The sequence below is a fragment of the Mesorhizobium sp. WSM3859 genome (assembly GCF_002295065.1).
In the GTDB taxonomy this organism is placed as follows: Bacteria; Pseudomonadota; Alphaproteobacteria; order Rhizobiales; family Rhizobiaceae; genus Mesorhizobium.
Genome location: NZ_NSGG01000019.1, coordinates 47387 through 66374, shown reverse-complemented (window position 1 = coordinate 66374; position 18988 = coordinate 47387). Strand labels below are relative to the sequence as shown.

26 protein-coding genes are annotated in these 18988 nt (G+C 63.3%); 11 read left to right on the top strand and 15 right to left on the bottom strand.

From position 1 onward, the window contains the following. Positions 1 to 22: 22 nt before the first annotated feature. The 8 genes from CK230_RS29080 to CK230_RS29045 are packed head-to-tail and all read left to right on the top strand — an operon-like array spanning position 23 to position 6556. Positions 23 to 826 carry a substrate-binding domain-containing protein gene (locus tag CK230_RS29080; RefSeq protein WP_245430089.1) on the top strand — a complete coding sequence of 268 codons (804 nt, stop codon included), beginning with the start codon at positions 23 to 25 and terminating at the stop codon, positions 824 to 826. Next, positions 823 to 1356, top strand: coding sequence for a c-type cytochrome (locus CK230_RS29075; RefSeq protein ID WP_095820242.1), 534 nt, complete (start codon positions 823 to 825; stop codon positions 1354 to 1356). The genes CK230_RS29080 and CK230_RS29075 overlap by 4 nt, the downstream gene beginning before the upstream one ends. Continuing rightward, positions 1353 to 2366: a cytochrome c oxidase subunit II gene (gene coxB / locus CK230_RS29070; protein ID WP_176480266.1), complete on the top strand. Its 1014-nt coding sequence runs from the start codon at positions 1353 to 1355 to the stop codon at positions 2364 to 2366. The genes CK230_RS29075 and coxB overlap by 4 nt, the downstream gene beginning before the upstream one ends. Next, positions 2363 to 4339: a cytochrome c oxidase subunit I gene (ctaD, locus tag CK230_RS29065; RefSeq protein WP_095820241.1), complete on the top strand. Its 1977-nt coding sequence runs from the start codon at positions 2363 to 2365 to the stop codon at positions 4337 to 4339. The genes coxB and ctaD overlap by 4 nt, the downstream gene beginning before the upstream one ends. Then, the gene (locus CK230_RS29060; protein ID WP_095820240.1) at positions 4336 to 4941 is read left to right on the top strand and encodes a cytochrome c oxidase subunit 3; all 606 of its coding nucleotides are present in this window, start codon (positions 4336 to 4338) and stop codon (positions 4939 to 4941) included. The genes ctaD and CK230_RS29060 overlap by 4 nt, the downstream gene beginning before the upstream one ends. A 1-nt stretch (position 4942) precedes the next feature. Continuing rightward, on the top strand, positions 4943 to 5284 hold the full coding sequence (locus CK230_RS29055; RefSeq protein WP_095820239.1) for a hypothetical protein: 342 nt from the start codon (positions 4943 to 4945) through the stop codon (positions 5282 to 5284). Beyond that, positions 5281 to 6159 (top strand): cytochrome c oxidase assembly protein, encoded by an 879-nt coding sequence (locus CK230_RS29050; RefSeq protein ID WP_095820238.1) that lies wholly within the window; start codon positions 5281 to 5283, stop codon positions 6157 to 6159. Before CK230_RS29055 ends, CK230_RS29050 begins: the two co-directional genes overlap by 4 nt. Further along, entirely contained in the window at positions 6140 to 6556 is a 417-nt protein-coding gene (locus CK230_RS29045; RefSeq protein WP_095820237.1) for a c-type cytochrome, read from the top strand. The genes CK230_RS29050 and CK230_RS29045 overlap by 20 nt, the downstream gene beginning before the upstream one ends. On the opposite strand, the gene CK230_RS29040 is transcribed toward CK230_RS29045, so the two are convergent. The 14 genes from CK230_RS29040 to CK230_RS32855 form a co-directional block, all read right to left on the bottom strand. Then, on the bottom strand, positions 6557 to 7363 hold the full coding sequence (locus tag CK230_RS29040; RefSeq protein WP_095820236.1) for an ABC transporter permease: 807 nt from the start codon (positions 7361 to 7363) through the stop codon (positions 6557 to 6559). It lies immediately after the preceding gene. Further along, the gene (locus CK230_RS29035; RefSeq protein ID WP_095820235.1) at positions 7360 to 8085 is read right to left on the bottom strand and encodes an ATP-binding cassette domain-containing protein; all 726 of its coding nucleotides are present in this window, start codon (positions 8083 to 8085) and stop codon (positions 7360 to 7362) included. Before CK230_RS29035 ends, CK230_RS29040 begins: the two co-directional genes overlap by 4 nt. Continuing rightward, positions 8082 to 9041: a PQQ-dependent catabolism-associated beta-propeller protein gene (locus CK230_RS29030; RefSeq protein WP_095820234.1), complete on the bottom strand. Its 960-nt coding sequence runs from the start codon at positions 9039 to 9041 to the stop codon at positions 8082 to 8084. Before CK230_RS29030 ends, CK230_RS29035 begins: the two co-directional genes overlap by 4 nt. Then, positions 9029 to 10249, bottom strand: coding sequence for a branched-chain amino acid ABC transporter substrate-binding protein (locus CK230_RS29025; RefSeq protein ID WP_095820233.1), 1221 nt, complete (start codon positions 10247 to 10249; stop codon positions 9029 to 9031). Before CK230_RS29025 ends, CK230_RS29030 begins: the two co-directional genes overlap by 13 nt. Before the next feature lie 176 nt (positions 10250 to 10425). After that, entirely contained in the window at positions 10426 to 10935 is a 510-nt protein-coding gene (locus tag CK230_RS29020; protein WP_095820232.1) for a DUF892 family protein, read from the bottom strand. A 73-nt stretch (positions 10936 to 11008) separates the two neighbouring features. Then, on the bottom strand, positions 11009 to 11875 hold the full coding sequence (locus CK230_RS29015; protein WP_095820231.1) for a DUF3618 domain-containing protein: 867 nt from the start codon (positions 11873 to 11875) through the stop codon (positions 11009 to 11011). Continuing rightward, positions 11872 to 12264 carry a phage holin family protein gene (locus tag CK230_RS29010; protein WP_095820230.1) on the bottom strand — a complete coding sequence of 131 codons (393 nt, stop codon included), beginning with the start codon at positions 12262 to 12264 and terminating at the stop codon, positions 11872 to 11874. The genes CK230_RS29015 and CK230_RS29010 overlap by 4 nt, the downstream gene beginning before the upstream one ends. Beyond that, a complete protein-coding gene (locus CK230_RS29005) occupies positions 12261 to 12875 on the bottom strand; it encodes a hypothetical protein (protein ID WP_176480265.1) in 615 nt (204 codons plus the stop codon). Before CK230_RS29005 ends, CK230_RS29010 begins: the two co-directional genes overlap by 4 nt. 162 nt (positions 12876 to 13037) lie before the next feature. Beyond that, the gene (locus CK230_RS29000; RefSeq protein WP_095820229.1) at positions 13038 to 13367 is read right to left on the bottom strand and encodes a hypothetical protein; all 330 of its coding nucleotides are present in this window, start codon (positions 13365 to 13367) and stop codon (positions 13038 to 13040) included. Between the two features lies 1 nt (position 13368). Continuing rightward, entirely contained in the window at positions 13369 to 13728 is a 360-nt protein-coding gene (locus tag CK230_RS28995) for a hypothetical protein (protein ID WP_095820255.1), read from the bottom strand. Continuing rightward, entirely contained in the window at positions 13728 to 14948 is a 1221-nt protein-coding gene (locus CK230_RS28990; RefSeq protein ID WP_095820228.1) for a divalent metal cation transporter, read from the bottom strand. Before CK230_RS28990 ends, CK230_RS28995 begins: the two co-directional genes overlap by 1 nt. Next, positions 14945 to 15379, bottom strand: a complete 435-nt coding sequence (locus CK230_RS28985) for a hypothetical protein (RefSeq protein ID WP_095820227.1) — start codon at positions 15377 to 15379, stop codon at positions 14945 to 14947. Before CK230_RS28985 ends, CK230_RS28990 begins: the two co-directional genes overlap by 4 nt. 61 nt (positions 15380 to 15440) lie before the next feature. Next, positions 15441 to 16613: an alpha/beta hydrolase gene (locus CK230_RS28980; protein ID WP_095820226.1), complete on the bottom strand. Its 1173-nt coding sequence runs from the start codon at positions 16611 to 16613 to the stop codon at positions 15441 to 15443. After that, on the bottom strand, positions 16610 to 16921 hold the full coding sequence (locus CK230_RS32855; RefSeq protein ID WP_141246134.1) for a hypothetical protein: 312 nt from the start codon (positions 16919 to 16921) through the stop codon (positions 16610 to 16612). The genes CK230_RS28980 and CK230_RS32855 overlap by 4 nt, the downstream gene beginning before the upstream one ends. 238 nt (positions 16922 to 17159) lie before the next feature. Between CK230_RS32855 and CK230_RS33345 the strand changes: the two genes are divergently transcribed. Then, positions 17160 to 17336, top strand: coding sequence for a hypothetical protein (locus tag CK230_RS33345; RefSeq protein WP_176480264.1), 177 nt, complete (start codon positions 17160 to 17162; stop codon positions 17334 to 17336). Between the two features lie 13 nt (positions 17337 to 17349). Here the strand turns inward: CK230_RS33345 and CK230_RS28970 are convergent, their stop codons facing one another. Continuing rightward, entirely contained in the window at positions 17350 to 17679 is a 330-nt protein-coding gene (locus tag CK230_RS28970) for a DUF768 domain-containing protein (protein WP_095820224.1), read from the bottom strand. 206 nt (positions 17680 to 17885) lie between these two features. Here CK230_RS28970 and CK230_RS28965 point away from each other — a divergent pair, with 206 nt between their 5' ends. Together CK230_RS28965 and CK230_RS28960 are read left to right on the top strand one after the other, a co-directional pair. Next, complete coding sequence (locus CK230_RS28965; RefSeq protein ID WP_095820223.1) at positions 17886 to 18215, top strand: low affinity iron permease family protein; 330 nt, start codon at positions 17886 to 17888, stop codon at positions 18213 to 18215. Positions 18216 to 18359: 144 nt separating this feature from the next. Further along, on the top strand, positions 18360 to 18878 hold the full coding sequence (locus CK230_RS28960; RefSeq protein ID WP_095820222.1) for a ferritin-like domain-containing protein: 519 nt from the start codon (positions 18360 to 18362) through the stop codon (positions 18876 to 18878). Positions 18879 to 18988: the final 110 nt, after the last annotated feature.

Genomic DNA, 18988 nt, shown 5'->3' with positions numbered 1-18988 from the left:
GTCCGAGAAGCTGCTCACGCGCATGGTTCTCGGCATCGCCGCGCTCGCCTTTCTGATCCTGCCGGCCACGGCTGGCCCTCGTGAGCTCAGGGTCTGCGCCGACCCGAACAACTTACCCTTTTCCAACGCGGCCGGTCAGGGTTTCGAGAACAGGATCGCGCAAATCATTGCTGCCGATCTCGGCGCCAAGCTCACTTACACATGGTGGGCGCAGCGCCGCGGCTTTGTGCGCAACACGCTGAAGGCGGGGCTTTGCGATCTCGTGCCCGGCACGCCGGCCAATCTCGAAATGCTGCGCACCACCACGCCCTACTACCGGTCGTCCTATGTCTTCCTGACGCGCCAGGACGCCCCGGACGTGACCTCCTTCAACGATCCGCGATTGCTAGGCCTGCGTATCGGCGTTCAGCTCATCGGCGACGACGGTGCCAACTCGCCTCCTGTCCGGGCGCTTGGCCGCCGCGGCATCGTCGGGCATCTCATCGGCTACCCCGTCTATGGCGACTACGCCGCTCCCAATCCTCCGGCGCGCATCGTCGATGCGGTGGCGAGCGGCGAGATCGATCTCGCAGTGGTCTGGGGGCCGCTTGCCGGCTATTTCGCCCAGAAGCAGAAGGTGCCGCTCAGGATCACGCCGGTCACGCCGCGCATAGACGGCCCGCAACTGCCCATGATTTACGACATCTCCATGGGGCTTCGGCGTGACGACGATGCGCTCCGTGGCGATGTGAACAGCGCCTTGGCCAGACACAAGGCCGAGATAGACGCTTTGCTGGCTCAATACGGAGTGCCGCGCCTGGATGCCTCCGGGAGTCCGGTGCGATGAGGCCGGTCGTCGCGCTGCTCCTGTTCGCCTCGCTGACCCTTGCTGCCTGCCAGCGCGAAGAGCGGGACACGCGGCCGCAATCGGCGCTCGGCTCCGGCGAACAGCCGACGCCGGTCACAACGCTGGAACCCGGCGGACAGCGGCCATACCCCACGGACAACAAAGCGGCGAGCTTCGAGGCCAATGCCTTTCACCTGAGCGAAGGCAAGCGCCTGTTCGGCTGGTTCAACTGTTCGGGATGCCATGCCAATGGCGGCGGCGGCATGGGCCCGGCTCTGATGGACGAGAAGTGGATCTATGGCAAATCGATGGAAAGCATCCATGCCACGATCCGCGACGGCCGTCCGAACGGCATGCCGAGCTTCCGGGACAAGATCCCGGACGACCAGATCTGGGAGCTTGCGGCCTTCGTTCGCTCCTTGAGCGGCAATGCGCCCTCCTCCGCCGCACCGTCGCGCAATGACGACATGATGGTGCATCCATCCGAAAACCGCATGCCGGATGCCGCCACGCTGGGGAAGTCGCCGTGAAACGCCTCGCATGGATTGCGTTCGCAACGGCAATCACCCTGTTTCTTCAGGGATGCGCAGGCTGGCAATCGGCGCTCGACCCCAAAGGCCCGGCGGCGAGCGAGCTCGCATGGCTGATCTGGTTCTTCACCGGGCTGTGCGCGGTGGTGTGGGTGCTGGTGATGATCGCCCTTGCCGTGCCACTGACGATGCGCCCGCGGCTGCATGCCGAGCCGCTTGTGATCGACGCCGGCGCCGAAAATCGCAAGCTGCGCGTGGTGATGACTGCCGTAGGGCTGACCGCCGTGATCCTGGTCGGGCTCACACTGCTGAGTTTCTTCGCCAACAGGACGCTTGCGGCGATCGGCTCGGATACCGCGCTGACCATTCGCGTCACCGGTCATCAATGGTGGTGGGAGGTGCGCTACGAAGATGCCACGCCGAGCCGCATCCTGACCACGGCGAACGAAATTCATATTCCCGCAGGCGAACCTGTGCGGCTCCTTCTCACCTCGACCGACGTTATCCACTCCTTCTGGGTTCCAAGCCTGTCCGGCAAGCTCGACCTCATTCCCGGCCGTATGAATGTGCTCGACATCAAAGCCGACAAGCCCGGAATCTACCGTGGCCAATGCGCCGAGTTCTGCGGCGCGCAGCACGCGAATATGGGCACCTTCATCATCGCCGAGCCGCGCGCAAAATTCGACGCCTGGTGGAACGACCAGTTGCAGCCTGCCGCCGCTCCAACGAGCGACGAAGCCAAGGCCGGCGAGAACCTCTTCCTGAAACGCCCCTGCGTGATGTGTCACAAGATCGGCGGCACGCCTGCCGGCGGAACGGTCGCGCCCGATCTCACCCATATTGCCAGCCGGCAGACACTGGCGGCCGGAACATTGACGATGAGCCGGGGTAACCTCGCCGCCTGGATCGCCGATCCACAGGGCGTGAAGCCCGGATCGCATATGCCGGTGGTCGATCTGAGCGGCGACGAACTCAATGCCATCGTCGCCTATCTCGAGGGACTGAAATGAGCAGCGCGGATCTCACCAGCGAACGCGATCTGCCGTCGGAGCGCGAAGCATCCGCCAAAGGCGATATCGCACCCGAGCGCGACGGGCCGCGCGACACCGGCATTGACGATGCAAGCCTGCATCGCTGGCTGGCGCGGACGTGGCGCACGCCTCCCGGCATCATCGGCGCGCTGTCGAGCGTCGATCACAAGGTTATCGCACGGCGTTATCTGATCACCGCCTTCCTGTTTCTGTGTCTGGGCGGGCTCAACGCCGTCGTCATGCGCATCCAGCTCTCGGGCCCGCAGCGCGGGCTCGTCGGTCCGGATCTCTACAATCAGCTGTTCACGATGCACGGCGTCACCATGATGTTCCTGTTCGCCGTGCCCATCGTACAGGCGACCGGCATCTATCTGGTCCCGTTGATGGTCGGCACCCGCAATATCGCGTTTCCCCGCCTCAACGCCTTCAGCTATTGGGTCTATGTCTCAGGCGGCCTCTTCGCCTGGGTGTCCTTCGCCCTCGCGATGGCGCCGGATGTCGGCTGGTTCGCCTATGTGCCGCTGTCCGGACCGGAATACGGTCCAGGCAAGCGCGCCGACGTGTGGGCGCAGATGATCACCTATACCGAAGTGTCCTCACTGGCGGTCGCGGTTGCGACTGTCGTCACCGTGTTCAAGCAACGCGCGCCGGGTATGTCATTGGACAAGATCCCGCTCTTTGTCTGGGCGCTGCTGGTCACGTCCTTCGTCGTCATTTTCGCCATGCCGGCCGTGATGATCACCTCGACCTTCCTGATTTTAGACCGGCTCGTCGGCACGCATATCTTCAACCCGGCCGAAGGCGGCGACGCGCTGCTGTTCCAACATCTCTTCTGGTTCTTCGGCCATCCCGAAGTTTACATCATCTTCCTGCCGGCGACGGGTATGGTCTCGGCGATCATCCCCGCTTTCGCCCGCCGCCCGGCCTTCGGCCATCTCGGGCTGGTCCTGTCATTGATCGCGGTCGGCTTCCTGTCGTTCGGGCTCTGGGTCCACCACATGTTCGCGACGGGACTGCCGAAGCTTGGGGCGAGCTTCTTCACTGCGTCCAGCATGCTGATCGCCATCCCCAACGGCGTTCAGATCTTCTGCTGGCTGGCCACTCTGTGGGACGGCAGGCCGGTGATCCGCACGCCGCTGCTGTTCGTCTTCGGCTTCTTCTTCACCTTCGTCATCGGCGGCCTCACCGGCGTCATGCTCGCCTCCGTGCCGCTCGACCTGCAGGTGCACGACACGTATTTCGTCGTCGCTCACTTCCACTATGTGCTGATCGGCGGTTCGGTTTTCCCGCTGCTCGGAGCCGCCTATTTCTGGTTCCCCAAGATCACCGGCCGCATGATGAGCGAGCGCCTCGGACGCTGGCATTTCTGGCTGGCGATGATCGGCTTCAACGCGGCGTTCTTCCCCATGCACATCGTCGGCCTGTGGGGCATGCCGCGCAGGGTCTATACCTATCCGGCCGAGCTCGGCTGGGGAAACATCAATCTCTTCATCAGCGCCGGCGCGGTGCTCTTCTTCCTGAGCTTCGTGCTGTTCGCCTTCAACTTGGTCCATGGCGCGCTAAGGGGCGCGCCCGCGGGCGACAATCCCTGGGACGCGGGCACGCTTGAATGGGCGACCTCCTCGCCGCCGCCCAGCTACAATTTCGCGCGCATTCCGGTCGTGACGAATGTCGAGCCCCTCTGGGCCGAACGCGGGGCGCTTCCCGTCGCGACCGGGCTTCGCGTCGACGTTCGCGAATTGCTTGTCTCTACCGTGGCGGAAGCCCATCCCGACATCCGCGAAAAATCGGCGACGCCGTCGATCTGGCCGCTGCTGGCGGCGATCGCGGTCGGGGCCACCTTCCTCTATTCGATCTTCACGCCTTGGGCGATCGTCTGGGGCGCCGCGCCGATCGCCGTCACCTTGGTCGGCTGGTTCTGGCCCAAGGGCGATCCGGAGGACGAGGAATGAACCAGCGTCCCGCCATGGATCTTGCCGGCCTCCCGACCTTTGGGCATGGCCCGCGCAGCCCGACCTGGTGGGGCACGCTTGGCTTCATGGCGCTGGAAGGCATGGGCTTCGCGCTGGCCGCCGGCGCATACCTCTATCTCGCAACCTTGTGGCCCAACTGGCGCCTGAGCGCTCCGCATCCCAATCATTGGCCGGGAACGATCGTGACGCTGCTTCTCGTCGTCAGCCTGGTGCCAAACCACATGCTCAACCGCTATGCCAAGCAATGCGCCATCGGGCCGGTGCGGATCGGAATGGTGGTGATGTCGCTGCTCGGCCTCGCACCTCTCGTCGTGCGCTGGTTCGAGTTTCCCGCCCTGAATATCTACTGGGATACGAACGCCTACGGCTCGATGCTCTGGGTGCTGCTTGGTCTCCACACTACCCATCTGATCACCGATGTCGGCGACACGATAGTCCTGACGGTGCTAATGTTCACGCACCACGGCTATAGCGGCCGTCGCTTTGGCGATGTCGGCGACAATGTCTTCTATTGGGACTTCGTGGTCCTCACCTGGATCCCGATTTACCTGCTCATCTACTGGCTGCCGAGGTTAGGCTGAGATGCGCGCGCTGCGGCTGGGCACGTCATGGGGAGGTTTGTTGTCGGGTCCTTTGACCTGGGCAATCTCGACGCAGCTGAATTATTCGCTCGTGCATTGGCAGTGCAATCGCCAGGTCCAGGTCGTACTCCCGGTGGCGCTGCTGCTCGCGGTGTTTTCCCTGCTTGGCGGCGCGCTGTCATGGCGGGCGAAGCGGCAAGGCGGCGCGGCATTCAAACCGGAGCGCACGCGCAGCACCGAGCGTTTCGTCGCCGATCTCGGCATTCTCGCCGCATTGCTGTTCGCCCTGGTCATCATCATGCAGGGCAGCGCAGCGCTCATTCTCGACGAGTGCCTGCGATGAGCTTCGACGCCTTCGTCTCGACCTCGATCTGCTATGGCGCTGGCGCGCCGGAGGCCGGATGGACATTGGCGCTTCCCATCACGCTTCCCTTGGCGGCGATCGCGCTGCTCTACGCGCTCGGCGCGGGCCGTCTGTGGCGTCGCAGCGGCCGAGGCCGTCCCGAACGGCTACGGCAAGCTCTGTTGTTCGCGGCCGGCTGGAGCGTGCTGGCCGCTGCGCTGGTCAGCCCGATCCATGCGCTCGGCGAGCGGGTGTTCTCAGCCCACATGATCGAGCATGAGTTGCTGATGGCCGTGGCGGCGCCGCTTCTTGTCGCCGCCTGCCCCGGCGCGGTCTTGATGTGGGCATTGCCCGCTACGGTTCGCCGAGGGACGGGAAAGCTCACCCACGGCAAGATGCTGCAGGCGCTCTGGGCCTTCGCCGCTCGCCCGCTCAGCGCGACGGTCATTCATGGGATAGCGATCTGGATGTGGCATGTTCCAGTTCTCTTCGAGGCAGCGCTGCAGCAGGGTGTGTTGCATTACGCGCAGCATGCGAGCTTCCTCGGCACCGCCTTGCTGTTCTGGTGGGTGCTCCTGCCGCGATCCGGGCGCCAGCAGACCTATGGCATTTCCGTCATGCATCTGTTCTTCACTTCGCTGCACACCGGCTTGCTCGGCGTCCTGCTGCTGGTCTCGCCAAGACTCTGGTACCCAGAGAATGGCTCCGGCGCAGCGCTTTGGGGGCTGAGCCCGCTCGAGGACCAGCAACTGGCGGGGCTGGTGATGTGGGTTCCCGCCGGGTTGATCTACGGCGGAGCCGCTTTGCTGCTCGCCGGCCTCTGGATAAGCAACAGCGCAACGAGGGAGGCGGCGCATGCGCTCCGACCTGGCTAGGCTGCTCGGGGGCGTCCTCGTCGCGATCGTTCTTCTGGTGGTCGTAATCGCGGCGACGACCTTGTGGCTCGACCTTCGCGAGCGTGTCCAACACGAGTCGGACGTGGCGACCGGCGGCGTGGGCGCGCGCGCCATTCCGATCATGACAGCGAATGGCTGCTCGGGCTGCCATACGATTCCCGGTGTGCCGGGGGCGCAAGGCCAGGTCGGGCCGCGGCTCGACGGCAGCCTTGCTGGGCGCGTCTATATCGGCGGCGTGCTGGCGAACAATCCGGAGAACTTGATCCGCTGGATCCGCTCGGCACGGGAGATCAACCCGCACACCGCCATGCCCTCGACAAGGATCACCGAGCAGCAGGCCCGCGACATCGCGGCCTATCTCTATGCGCTTAGATGATCAGCCCTCGCCGCCGCGCCGGGACCACAGGCCGCGACCGGGATCATAGCCGGCCACCGCCGCGAGGAAGAATGCCACGAGACAGGCGACAACGACGAGCATGGAAACCATGTCGAAGCGCAGGTAGAGCGCGAAGCGGATCAACTCGACCGCCGAGCTGAATGGATTCCAGGCGGCGATCGTCGCCAGCACCGGACCGGCCTCAGCGAGGCGCCAGATCGGATAGAGCGCCGTCGAGGCGAAGAACATCGGGAAGATGACGAAATTCATCACACCGGCGAAGTTTTCCATCTGAGTGGACATCGAGGAGACCAACAGGCCGAACGCGCCGAGCATCAAGCCCGCCAGCACGAGCGCCGGGAACACGGCGACATAGCCCAGGATCGGCGGCCGCACGTCCCAGAAGCGCGCCACGAAAAGAAACAGATAGACGAGCGGCAGGCCGACAATCACGCTGGCCAGCAGGCGCGCGGCAAGCAGGTACCAGCGCGGCAGCGGAGCCGTCAGCAACAGGCGCATGCTGCCCATCTCGCGGTCATAGACCATGGCCAACGAGCTCGCCATGGCATGGAACAGCAGCATCATCGCCGCCAGCCCAGGCACCACATAGACCTCGTAGAGAACATAGGTCTGGTAGGGCGGCGTGATCGACAGGCCGAGAACGGAGCGGAACCCGGCCGCGAAAATCGCCAGCCAGACCAGCGGCCTCACCATTGCGGAGAAGAGGCGCGCGCGCTGCCGGAGCGAGCGCAGCATTTCCCGCCGCAAGATGCCGTCGAGCGCCCTTAACGCGTGACGCACCTTCATGGCGACCCCGTCAGCAAGGCGAATGCTTCAGCGACGCTTCCTACGCCGAGCTCGGGCACGATGCGGTCCGCAGTGCCAGTCCAGCATACCCTGCCCCGATCCAGCACCACGACGTCATCGTCGGCCGCTACTTCTTCGAGAAAATGCGTCGCCCACAGCACGGCAATGCCACGCTCGCGGCAAAGCGCCCTTACATGGCGCTCGAGCGCGCGACGTCCCGGCACATCCAGTCCGGTGGTCGGCTCGTCGAGCAGCAGCAGACGCGGGCAGTGCATCAGCGCCCGCGCAATCTCCACACGCCGGCGCTGCCCGCCGGATAGCGCTCGGGTCCGATCGTCGATCCGATCCAGCACTTCGAGGCGGCCCAATTCCTCACGTGAGCGCGCCTTGCTCAGTTCCGTCGGAAGTCCGTGCAGCGCGGCATGGTAGCGCAGGTTCTCGCCCGCTGTCAGATCGAGATCGAGCGTCGGCAACTGGAAGACGACGCCCATTTGCGCGAGCGCGGCGGACGGGTTCGCCTGCATCGCCATATCGAACACACGTACCAGCCCGGTGCGCGCGTAGTAGAGACCGGTGATCAGCGAGAACAACGTCGTCTTACCGGCGCCGTTACGGCCAAGCAGGATACACATTCTGCCTTCAGCCACAGTGAACGAGACATTCTGGAGAACCTGCCGGGTTCCGAAGCTGTGGCTAAGGTTCTCGACGGCCAGGGCGTTCATGGGCCGATCACGACGCCCCATGGACCGCGCCCCACCGGCAGCGATTTCGCGACCTCCTGGTTCTCCAGGTCGATGAAGGAGATGTCGCCGGAGTTACCGTTGGCGCTGATCAGTTGCTTCTGGTCGTCAGAGAGCGCGACATGCCAGGGCCGCTGGCCGACGAGATAGAGGCGCCTGACCGTGAATGTCTTCGTGTCGACCTCGGCAATCCTGTTAGCCGGGCCGAGCGCGACATAGGCAGTCGCGCCGTCGCGTGACATCTCGATGCCGACCGCTTGCACCCCCTCACGCCGGATCCCCGGCACCTCGAACTCGACCTTGCCTGTTTGAGCGCGTGTCGCAGTGTCGAAGACGGTGACGGTCCCTCGGATTTCGGACGACACCCATAGTTGCTTGCCGTCCACCGAGAACGCCGCGGCGCGCGGGCGCGTGTCGACGAGCAGATTGTCGATGAGTTCGAGCGTAGCGGCGTCGATGAGATGGACCATGCTCGTCGTCTCCGACGTGCAGGCAACGGCTCGGCCATCGGCACTGACCGCCATGCCCTCCGGCTCGACGCCGACATCGACTGTGCCGATGATTTTCGCGCCAGCTATATTCACCACCGAGACGAGGTTGTCGTTCTCATTGGCAACGAAGAGCCGCTTGCCGTCCGGGTGCACGACAAAGAATTCCGGATCGGCGCCCGAAGGCAGTTGACCCACGACCTGCCGCTTGGCCAGATCCACCACGTCGATGCGGTTGTCGTCGCCTTCGGCAACGAAGAGCGACTTCTTGTCGACCGAAAGCGCCATGCCGCGCGGGCGCCGACCGACATCGATCACAGCCTGCAGCGTCATGGTCGCACCGTCGACGACCGCGACGGTATTGTCCTGCTCGTTGGAGACGTAAATCGTCTCGGCCGCCGCAGGAGGGACAAGGATTGCCACCAGCACGAGCGCAATCAGAGTTTGCATGTGCTCTCCTCCAGATCGATACCCAGAGTGTCGAGCGGCGTGCGCTGATGCAGAAAACCCGGTTGCGGCGAACTGGAAACAAGCAGCCGCGGGCCCGCGATCAGAATGGGCTGGCGCATCTGCCCGTCCCACGGACGGAAACTCAGCCCTTGCCCCTTGAAGCCAGCGAGCAGGAAATCGTCGCTGCGCAGATACTTTGCGATGGCGGTCGGATCGAGGCTGTGCAGCCGCGTTGCCGCCTCGCCGATGCTTCTGACCGCCAGCCAGGCGGCGTAGTCGCTGGGCAGCATCCAGCGTCCGGACTGCTTGTGAAAGCGGTCCTGGAGCTGCGTGGCGCCCCATTCTTCGTCGACCGCGCTCCAGCCGGTGGCGACCAGGCCTTGCGTCCCGGCCACCGTCCTCGGCAAGGCGGTGCGCCCCTCGAGATAGGCGCCGAATTCGTCGGCTTCATCGGCGACGACCAAAACATCGTAGTCGCCGACCTGCGTTGCGGCAGGGATCTCGGTCTGCAGCGTGACATGTCCAGTATCGACGCGACCGTTGGCGGGCCGAAACGTCCAAGGTTTGTCGATGGTGATCTGCGCCCCGAACCGCGTCGCTGCGCGCCGAAAGGCCGCCGCCATGGCCACGTCGCCGGGATGCGGACCAGTCAGCAGGAACCAGTGCTGCCATCGTTTCCAGACCAGGTATTGCGCCAGGGCATCGGCCAGCATGGCGCGGCTCGGAATGGTGTGCAGAACGTTTCTTCGGCAGTCCTCCTGACGCAGGCCGTCATCGGGGTCGCGGCTGTTGAACAGCGTCATCTGCTCGGCACCAGGCGCTGAGCTCGCCTGCAGCAATTGCGCGCCATTTAGATCGGCGACGACGAAGGTGATGCCGGCGGCTGCGAACGCGTTGACAGCTTCTGCAGGTGCTTCGCCCGGCTTGAGAACCCTTTCTTGCAGCCGAAATTGCTGGCCGAGAAAGCGGCCCGTGCCGGCGTCGTCAGCGATCCCCATCCTCGCTCCCTGCAGGCCGTCGTCTGTGACGGCCTCGTCCAACGGCCACAGGGCTAGAGGTAGTTTGCGCTGTTCGCCGAGATAGCCGATCACCATCGTCTGCGGCTCGGCGTGCGCGGGGACGGCAATGGCGAGCAGACCGACAAACGCCAGCGCCAGCCTCGTCTGACTCAGGTCGAGCAAGCCAAGTTGGATGTTCGAAATCGCCACGGGAACTCCAGGACCGCAGCGACTTAATGATTTTCAGCAAGGAATGTTCCTGGGATGCAAACCGAGTCGAGCCCGCCCGGTGCAAAAGCGGGGCGGGCTCGGAGCCTTCGACCGGTGGTGAGAGGACCGACCGCGGCCCCAGCTGATGGAACCTCCGATTGCTCCTGCTTCCAAAGTCAGCGTTTCGCGCTGTCGCTGTCCATGTCTGCCCGCGCCAGGAACTGTTCCGTGACCTGCGGCAGGTTGCTCTTCAACCACTCGGCCATTGCTTCCTCCTCACGCAGGTTCTGTTCGCACACGCGGGCAATCTCGGCCTCGCCCGCGGCATTGGCAGCGGCGATGAGGATGATGTAGGAGGCGATTTCCATATGTTCGAAAGTGTAGCTCGCCAGCGAGCCCTTCATGACTTCGTCGCCGGCAAACACGCCGCTGATCGACTGCGCCGTGGCGGTCAGCTTGCCGCCTGCATCCTTCAGCATGGAGGATCCTTCGTCGAGGCCGTCCAGGCAGCTCTTCAGCCGCCTCGCCTGCTCTTTCGTCTCTTCCAGATGAGCGCGAATTCGCTCACTGAGTTGAGGGTAACTCTCGATCCGGCTCAATTGTCCCGACAGCATTGTCTCTGCCTGCTCCTCCATGGCGTGAGCGTCCCTCAACCATTGGACAAGCCATTCGCGCGATTCAGCCATTTTAGTGTCTCCATCGATCTGACGCCGCCCGAACCGCCGGCGGCGTGCATTGTTCCTTGAACGTGAGTTCCGATTACGATTCCCGCGAGGAGAACGGATCGGAATCGGAGAGCTTCTGGCGCACCGACTCGTCGGTCTTGTCGGCCGCGGCCTTGACGACACCGCCGACCTTATCGGCCAGCGTCCCCTCGCTTGACGCCAGCCGTCCGGCTTCGTCGCTCGCCGTCTGGTAGGCTTCGGCCGCAACTTGCTTTGCAGCGTCGAGGCCTTCTTTCAAAGTCTCTTCGGCGGTGTCCCGAAGCTTCTCGCGATAGCCGCCCAATTGCTCGTCCTCGAGTTCCGTGTGGGGCAGCATGGCGCCGATCGCAGCTCCGATGGCGAGGCCGACGGCGGCCGCAGCGAGAGGCTGGTCATGAAGCAGATTATGCGCGGACCGGCCGGCGCTTGTCGCCATATCGGCCGTAGCTGCCGCCGAGTTCGCAAGCCTGTCCGCAGCGCTGCTTGCCATGTCCGACACCGCACCGGCTGCTTCGCTTGCCATTCCCGAGACAGTTCCGGCCGCTCCGCTGGCCGCTTCGCCAACAGAGCCTGCGGCATTCGAGGCCGTCGAACTCATTCCAGCCCCGAATGCTCCGTGATCGCGCCCGGGACCGCGCCGCGTGACGCGATCGGTGCCAGTCGACGCGGTCGAAGCGCCACTGCCCAACATCAGCCAGGCCAGACCCCCGCCGATCATGGTCAGAGGTAACGGATTGTCCCGAACCTGGACCTTCAGGTTGTGGAGCATGTCGGAGCCTGTGCCATTCCTGAAAAGCCCCGTGAACTCGTCGAAGAGCTGGCCGGGGGTCATCTTGTCGCGAATGGAGTCGGCGGTCGCCACCACCCTTGCGCGCGTGGCTTCCGCCTCCCGTTCGAGCTCGGCTGCGGATTTCTCGGTCATCTCGCTTGTTCCTTGATCACGTTCACATCACGCTTGAGCTGTTCTTGTGTACGGTCCGGCGCGAGCTCGGAGGGCGCCATGCTTGCCATGCCCATCCGCAACAGGATCACGCCAAGAACGGCAACCACCACACCGACGAGCAAGGCGGACCACCCGGCGCCCAGACCAAGGCGAGCCAGGGCGATGACAAGCGCCTGCAACAAGACCAAAAGCGCCGCGAGCAGGCATATCGCGCCGCCCAGCACCTCGACGGCGCCTGCGCCAGCCTTTGTCGCGCTCTCCGAGATTTCCGCCCTTAGGAGCCTGGCCTCCGTTTGCACGAGCGTGCTCACCTGTTGCGCCAGATCGGCAACCAATGTGCCGAGACTTGGATTGTCCTGAATGCTCATTTCTTCAGCTCCGCTGCCTTCCCCGGTATGCCGCCGTCGGAACCCCAGTTCGCTGGAAGGTTATCCCGGTCTGGGCCCGTTCCCATGCCGGTTTGGCTGGGATATCCAGGCGTGGCCGCGCCCTGCGTCGGGAGGCGCGTGCCGGGCGGCGAGGCCTTTATGAAACGGCCAAGCGCCAGTCCCGCCAGAACCGAACCGGCAAGAAGCGCTCCAGGATTCTGGCGGCCAAAGGACTGGACGTCTTCAAGCACCTGTCCGAACGGCTTCTCCTTCAACGAGGAGGACAGCTGTTCCAGCCCGCTCGCCGCCTCCTGCATGAATTTCGAGGCCGCGCCCTGGTCGCTCTCGGCCAGGTGATCGCTAGCGGCGCGCAGCGCGCCGCCGAAAGCGGACAGGCTCGATCCGATATCGCGCTGCGCCTGCTCGGCTTTTTCGGCGACGGCCTGCTGGGCTTCGGCTGCATACGCCCCCGCCCTGCGGGCGACCTCGTCGCGGGCATCGTGAAGCGCTTCACCCGCGCTTTGGGTTTCTTCCTGGATCCTGTCGGAAAGTTCGTCCTTTGCCTTGCCAAAATCGGCGGGCTCGCGGCCCTGATCGTTCTCGCGCTGCATGGTGCCTCCTAGTGAAAACCGAGGAAGGAAAGCACCGCTAGCACAACGACGATCAGACCGATGAGATAGATGACACTGTTCATGGCGCCGCCTCCTCCATGCCAATTCCAACTTCGCGCCGGCTGCTATGTTCCCCCGCTCGGCCAGCTTTTTAGCAAATTGTCATTTGTCTTCGGGCTGCGCCTTGAAAGCGGCAAGCTCCTCCTCGCGGCAGAGCAGCCTGGGGCGCGTCGGATCGGAAATATCGAGCTTGTCCCAGGGAATGCGATAAAGGCCTTCACGCTGCCGCAACGCGAAGAAGTCGAGCAAGGCGGTGCCGATGGTCGAAGCGGACAAGCGCTCGAACGCGGCGAAGATCCCGACATGGAATTCGGTGACGACAAGGTCGCTGCCATCCCGCTTGGCGATGATCTCCTCCATATAGCCGATGCTCCTGCCGTGCTCCCAGAACACGCGCCTGCCGGCAAGGTGATCGAGGTGCACAGTCGCCATCTCACGCTCCCGGGATTCGCCCGACAACATGTTCGCGCAGCCAGTCCTGCCAGGCGAAGATCCTGGTCCGGCGCACGTCGAGGTCGAATTCGATGTCGACGCCGATATCGCGCACCTTGTTCCACGCGATCCGGTGCGGCCGTGCCTGCTGTTTGCCGCTCAGCCTTGCCGCGAGTTTCGCGGTCCAGCGTGCGGGCGCCGGGCCAAGCCGTCGCGCCAGCGCAATCGAGCCGAGTTCAACGGCAGTGACCCTTGGCGGCTTGCCCGGCCTCAGCTCGGCGACAATGCTGTCTACCTTGCCGATCTTCACCTGCTCGCGATCGACGACCTGCTTGTCCAGTATGTCGCGCAGCAACTGCATCATGTGCCTCCGAATATCTCCAGCGGAATGCTCACCACCGCGAGCACGAAGCCCAGCGCGATGACGAAGATCACGGCCGCGTTCGAAACCACGCCGTTGCGGTGCTGGCCGACATAGCGTTCGTCATTCAGCAGGAAAAGGAACGGCACGACCGTCAGCGGCAGGCTGGCTGCGGTCAGCGCCATCGAGAAGATGGTGAGCTTCAATGGGTCGAGGCCGAGCGCTATCGGTACGGCAGCCAGGAAAAGCGTCAGCGTGTAGACCAGACTGAAGCCGGGGTCGTCGCGCGGCTTGAGGTCCTCTCCCCAGTTCCAGCCGAACCCCTGCGCGACGAGATAGGCCTGCTGCAGAGCCACTTCGAGGGCGGCGCCGAAGCAGGCGATGGCCAGAGAAGCAACGAAAAGGACGAAACCCCAGAAGCCGAATATCGGGATCAGCATCAGCGGAAGCTGGTTGTAGTCGTCCACCTCGTTAACGCCATGAGCGCCAAGCACGAGCGCGGCCACGATCAGAACACCGACGGAGATCGTGCCACCGAAACTCATACCGAGACCGGCGATTGCTCGATTGGTGCCAAGATAGCTCTTGTCCCACTGATCCTCGATCGCGCCCGAGGAATAGAACATGAAAAGGTAGGGCGAGATCGAGGCGCCGAGAATGCTGACGGCCATGAACCAGTATTTCGCCGTGTCGTGGTGCGGCAGGCTGGGCACGGCGCCGACAGCCACCTCTTTCCATTCGGGCCGCAGCATCACGGCCGCGACGACGAAGCAGAGGGTGACGAGGCCAAGCATCGACACCCCTTTCTCGATGAGGCCGAAGGTGCCTTTCCACAGCAGCAGCCACGCCAGGAAAGCGACCGGCAAGGCCCACCAACGGAAGCTGATCCCCGTGGCAAACTCGGCGGCAATGGCAACACCGCCGATCTCGGCGGAAAGCACCAGGAAGTTGACCAGCAGGACTGCAAGCAGCGGCCAGATGAACGCATTGAAGCCGAACCTCTCGCGGATGCCGTCAGCGATGGTGTGATGACTGACCGCAGCGAAACGGCCGGCCATCTCGACCAGGAAGATGATGCAGATCGTGCCGAGCACGATCGCCCAGATGAGCTGGAAGCCGAACAGCGCGCCGGCCTGTGCCGCCGTCGCCATCGACCCGACCTCCAGGAAGCCGCCGACGCTGGTCACCACACCGAGCGATATCTCCAGCAGCTTCTTCATCGGCCCGGCGAGAAATACTGCCGATAGGCAGTGGCGAGATCGCCTTGCGCGGCGCGAAGCTCCTGTTGCGCCTGGGCGGCCTCGGCGTGCTGTTCGGCCTCGACCGCGTTCTTGGCCTGCTTTGCCGCGTTCGACAGCCGGCTGAGAGCCTCTGCCAGTTCATCCCGCTTTGCCTCGTCGGACGGAGACGCCGATTCCACTTGCCGGCCGGCGTCGGCGAGTGTCTCGGCAAAGGATTGCAAGGCAGAGGATGCGTAGCGGGACGGCGCGGCGCCGGCGAGCCAGGCATCGCTCACCAGCACCGCCGCCTGGGCCGTCGAGGCTGCAAGCTTTGATTGCTGGTCGACGGTTTCAGACGAGGAGCAGGAGGCAACAGCCAGCGCCAGCAGAGGCAGGAAGACCCGGCTCGGCCGGGCAACGGTGCGCAACATCTTCCACTCGTTGCAATCGCTTGAAATCACGATGATAAAGCCGTACCCGCGGGAAAGTTCCTCAGTGTTCGGGATTTGCGCCACCGATTGCCTGCTGCAGGGCGCGCGCGAACACCGCGCGAAGACATAGTTCGGCTTTTCCACCCTGGCCGGGAATTGCAATTTCTTGTCGGTAAAAAAACGTGGCTGGTTCTCTGTTGGAAGCCAACCGAAACTCGGCCGTATTATTTTGTTCCGCGGGCCGCGGACGTAATCCTATCGTACGAGCCGGTTGCGTCGCCATGTCACCAATATTGGCAAGAGCCGCAACCTTGTCGATCATCGCTAGGATCGCCTTCGGATTGCTTTGATGCACCATATGTCCGGCATCCGGGACGATATCCAGAAGTGAATGGCTTACCTCGTCTCGCAGCCGCAGCGCCTCGGCCTTGGCATCGAACAGCTGATCACCGGCGCCGGCAATTATCCCGACAGGGACGGCGATGTCGGCATATCGGCGATTTGAGAACAGTGCCGACGCCAGCATCAGGAAGGATTCAGCGGAGATAGATCGCAGCTGCGAGGGGCGGCTCGCCAACCCTCTTGTCGCCGTCGAGAAAGGCATTGCGGTCGTTGCCGGATGAAAAATCTTCTTCATCGCCCAGTTCCAGTTCAGCCTGACCAGCGAAGGCAGCACAGCGTGGCGCAGCACCGTTCCGAGCAGCGGAACCGCCGGCACCGCGGAGACGGCAAGGGCCAGTCTCGGCGACGGGTAATGATAGCCGGCGACGACAACGACGCCGGCTACCGACCGGGGATGCCGGCGCGCCATCTCGAGCGCCACCGCTGCCCCCCAGGAATGGCAGACAACCATGTAGCGCTCGATGCCGAGTTTCGCGACCGCGGCATCGATGAGGTCGGCCTGGGCAGCTGCGGTCCAAGGTCTGCCTGCCGGGCGTGTGCTCATGCCGAAGCCGGGCCTATCGAAGGCAAGCACGCGATATCTGGCGGCGGCTTTTTCGAAGATGCCGCTTGTCGTGAAGTCTTCCGCCGAGGCGCCATTGCCGTGCAACAGCAGAAGCGGTTGCCCATTGCCCGCCTCCAGGAAATGCAGCTTCGTTCCGCCGAGATAGATGAAGCGCCCGCGCAGGCGTGCACCCAATGCCCGTCTCGCGAGGAGATTGTTATAGAGCGCCAAGCCAGTCGTTGTCGCCGCAAGCAACAGAAGCAGGTTCTTCCTGGACTTTGCCGTCATAGGTTGGAAATCAAGGCGGGGGTGGCGAAAGCAGGCGACTTTGCAGTGGTGCGCTGCTTGCTATCATGCCGACCTTTCTGAGGCAGATCGGTCTCTTCCTCGATTTGGTCGCGCAGGCTCTGCTCGGCCTTCTTCTTATCAGCCCCGGCCGACGGCTTTTCCCGGGCGAGCTCGCGATCCACAACCTTTCGCGAGCCTTCAACCGGATCTTCTTGCGGCGAATCCCTGTCCGCTCCTGTTTGCTGGCCGGTCCGATCCCTGCTTGGGGTTGATCGAGCGGGATCGTCATTTTGGCGGGGCTTCGTCATTGAGCACCTTCTCCGCATTCATCGGACGTCAGCTGACTTCCGGGCAGGTTGAGCCGGCCAAACCTCTGTGGCCGGGCTTTGTTCCGTGCGCGGCGGGATCGGCCTCGCCACTGCTCTACAGCCGGGCAGAAGCAACAGCTGCTCTTGCAACAAATGTGGTTGAGGCTGAATCGCTTCGGCTCTACGAGTGCGGCAAGCGTCCGGTTGCCTCCTGCGTCCGCCTCGCGACGGAGGAACCATGACGCGCCACTCTCCACTCAGTCTCTTGAAATTCGAAGCGCTCACGCAAGCAGCTTCGAAACTGTCGAAGGATCACGGCGGAACGCTGGAAAGCGTGGTGGCCTCGTTGTTCGAAGTGCTGCGCGAAGGAGAGACCTGCCCAAAGGCGGTGCTGGACGCGGTGATCGCGACCTGACCAAGGAGAACCGCTAGCTAGCCAGCGGCCTGCCGGAGCCCTCGGCATCATCCTGTTCGGGCTCGACAGCTTCGAGGGCATCGATGACAGGCGCCAGCGAATTCTCTTCATCGGGACTGGATTCCGCCCCTCTGTTTTCCTCGCCGGTTTTGTCGAGTGCACGTTGGATGGCGTCTTCAATGTTGCCGACCTCCTGCTCCCGCACCTCGCGACCGTAGCCGGCGGCATCCGCATCCTGCTCGAATTGCTGCGCCAGCATCGGAACGCTGATCTCTGTGTCGCTTGGCAAGTTGCCAACATTCTCTTCCAGCCAGCTTCGCAGGAATTCCTTTGTCGCGTTCATGGAGCACCTCCTCCTTGACGCGAGAAAACTGGACGATGACGCCGATGTTCCCGTAAATCCTAAACCGTGGGGAATGAACGGATCGCTGGACGGTGGGGAGTGAAAAATCCCGGCGTGGCTTTCCACGACAAACGGTCCCACCCCGAGCAAGGCTTCAATCCAGTAAATCCAGCGGGAACCCGCATTGCCTTTAGCCGTTCGCAGGCATGGCAACATTGCAGCTTCGAGAAGCGCTGACGAAAGTCGGCACACTGACGTCCCGACCAGCGGCCTTTCTGATTTTAGGCGGCTACACTGTTTCTTGGTTCGTCTTCGAGCGGGAGACACTTGACTGGCACGGCGCCGCGACGCTGATCACCTGGGCCATGACGCTGTTTATTCAGAGGGCCGAGCATCGCGATACCCAAGCGCTGCAGGCGAAGCTCGATGAGTTGATCAAGGCCAACGACAAGGCTCGCAACGAGATCGCCGGAATGGACGACAAAGAGCCGGAGGAAATCGAGCGAATGCGCGATGTCGGACGAGGCGGAAGTTGACGTCTCCTCAACCGGACTGCCTTCGGAGCCAAGTCGTTGTGAGCACGGCGCCAGCGATGTGACACTCTTGTCGGAACTTCGGGTCGTCGAGCGGATTAGGGAGAGTGCCGCAGGCACATCCCTACACCCAAGGAGGATCCAAAAATGCCGAAGAAAGCTTCGACCGCGACCTCGAACGGCTTGGAAAGCTTGTTCCTGGACGGTCTAAAAGACCTCTACTACGCGGAAAAGAAGATCCTGAAGGCTTTGCCAAAGCTGGCGAAAGCAGCACAGTCCGAAAAGATAGGCGCCGCTTTCGAAAAGCACCTCAAGGAAACTGAAGACCAGGTGGATCGCCTGGAGCAAGTCTTCGACATGCTCGGCAAGCCGGCCAGGGGCAAGACCTGCCCGGCCATTGACGGCATCATCGAGGAGGGCTCGGAAATCCTCGAAGAATACAAGGACGAGCCGGCGCTTGACGCAGGGCTGGTTGGCGCCGCCCAAGCGGTCGAGCATTATGAAATCGCGCGCTACGGCACGCTGATCGCATGGGCCGAACAGCTCGGTCTCAAGGATGCTCTTCCGCTGCTCCGGCAGACTTTGAAGGAAGAGTCGGCAACCGACGAGGCGCTCAACGCTCTTGGTGAGAACGACGCCAATCAACGTGCTTTGCAGGCGGCCTAAGTGGACCACTTGGTCCGAACGGCGGCCCTCGGTCCTTATGGTTGCAGAAGGAGAACTCAATGAAGAAGACCTGGAAAAAACCAACCATGTGTCAGGTGGCTGCGGGCTTC

What these genes read in the sequence shown, in the direction of transcription:
- ctaD (WP_095820241.1), top strand. Translation starts at nt 2,363, where the DNA reads ATGAGCAGCGCGGATCTCACCAGCGAACGCGATCTGCCGTCGGAGCGC.
- CK230_RS29020 (WP_095820232.1), bottom strand. Translation starts at nt 10,935, where the DNA reads ATGGCTGAATCGCGCGAATGGCTTGTCCAATGGTTGAGGGACGCTCAC.
- CK230_RS29060 (WP_095820240.1), top strand. Translation starts at nt 4,336, where the DNA reads ATGAACCAGCGTCCCGCCATGGATCTTGCCGGCCTCCCGACCTTTGGG.
- CK230_RS29080 (WP_245430089.1), top strand. Translation starts at nt 23, where the DNA reads ATGGTTCTCGGCATCGCCGCGCTCGCCTTTCTGATCCTGCCGGCCACG.
- CK230_RS29050 (WP_095820238.1), top strand. Translation starts at nt 5,281, where the DNA reads ATGAGCTTCGACGCCTTCGTCTCGACCTCGATCTGCTATGGCGCTGGC.
- CK230_RS29035 (WP_095820235.1), bottom strand. Translation starts at nt 8,085, where the DNA reads ATGAACGCCCTGGCCGTCGAGAACCTTAGCCACAGCTTCGGAACCCGG.
- CK230_RS28965 (WP_095820223.1), top strand. Translation starts at nt 17,886, where the DNA reads ATGGCAACATTGCAGCTTCGAGAAGCGCTGACGAAAGTCGGCACACTG.
- CK230_RS29040 (WP_095820236.1), bottom strand. Translation starts at nt 7,363, where the DNA reads ATGAAGGTGCGTCACGCGTTAAGGGCGCTCGACGGCATCTTGCGGCGG.
- CK230_RS33345 (WP_176480264.1), top strand. Translation starts at nt 17,160, where the DNA reads ATGACGCGCCACTCTCCACTCAGTCTCTTGAAATTCGAAGCGCTCACG.
- CK230_RS29000 (WP_095820229.1), bottom strand. Translation starts at nt 13,367, where the DNA reads ATGGCGACTGTGCACCTCGATCACCTTGCCGGCAGGCGCGTGTTCTGG.
- CK230_RS29005 (WP_176480265.1), bottom strand. Translation starts at nt 12,875, where the DNA reads ATGCAGCGCGAGAACGATCAGGGCCGCGAGCCCGCCGATTTTGGCAAG.
- CK230_RS29015 (WP_095820231.1), bottom strand. Translation starts at nt 11,875, where the DNA reads ATGACCGAGAAATCCGCAGCCGAGCTCGAACGGGAGGCGGAAGCCACG.
- CK230_RS28995 (WP_095820255.1), bottom strand. Translation starts at nt 13,728, where the DNA reads ATGCAGTTGCTGCGCGACATACTGGACAAGCAGGTCGTCGATCGCGAG.
- CK230_RS29045 (WP_095820237.1), top strand. Translation starts at nt 6,140, where the DNA reads ATGCGCTCCGACCTGGCTAGGCTGCTCGGGGGCGTCCTCGTCGCGATC.
- CK230_RS28980 (WP_095820226.1), bottom strand. Translation starts at nt 16,613, where the DNA reads ATGACGGCAAAGTCCAGGAAGAACCTGCTTCTGTTGCTTGCGGCGACA.
- CK230_RS28960 (WP_095820222.1), top strand. Translation starts at nt 18,360, where the DNA reads ATGCCGAAGAAAGCTTCGACCGCGACCTCGAACGGCTTGGAAAGCTTG.
- CK230_RS32855 (WP_141246134.1), bottom strand. Translation starts at nt 16,921, where the DNA reads ATGACGAAGCCCCGCCAAAATGACGATCCCGCTCGATCAACCCCAAGC.
- CK230_RS28985 (WP_095820227.1), bottom strand. Translation starts at nt 15,379, where the DNA reads ATGTTGCGCACCGTTGCCCGGCCGAGCCGGGTCTTCCTGCCTCTGCTG.
- CK230_RS29030 (WP_095820234.1), bottom strand. Translation starts at nt 9,041, where the DNA reads ATGCAAACTCTGATTGCGCTCGTGCTGGTGGCAATCCTTGTCCCTCCT.
- CK230_RS28970 (WP_095820224.1), bottom strand. Translation starts at nt 17,679, where the DNA reads ATGAACGCGACAAAGGAATTCCTGCGAAGCTGGCTGGAAGAGAATGTT.
- CK230_RS29055 (WP_095820239.1), top strand. Translation starts at nt 4,943, where the DNA reads ATGCGCGCGCTGCGGCTGGGCACGTCATGGGGAGGTTTGTTGTCGGGT.
- CK230_RS28990 (WP_095820228.1), bottom strand. Translation starts at nt 14,948, where the DNA reads ATGAAGAAGCTGCTGGAGATATCGCTCGGTGTGGTGACCAGCGTCGGC.
- CK230_RS29010 (WP_095820230.1), bottom strand. Translation starts at nt 12,264, where the DNA reads ATGAGCATTCAGGACAATCCAAGTCTCGGCACATTGGTTGCCGATCTG.
- CK230_RS29075 (WP_095820242.1), top strand. Translation starts at nt 823, where the DNA reads ATGAGGCCGGTCGTCGCGCTGCTCCTGTTCGCCTCGCTGACCCTTGCT.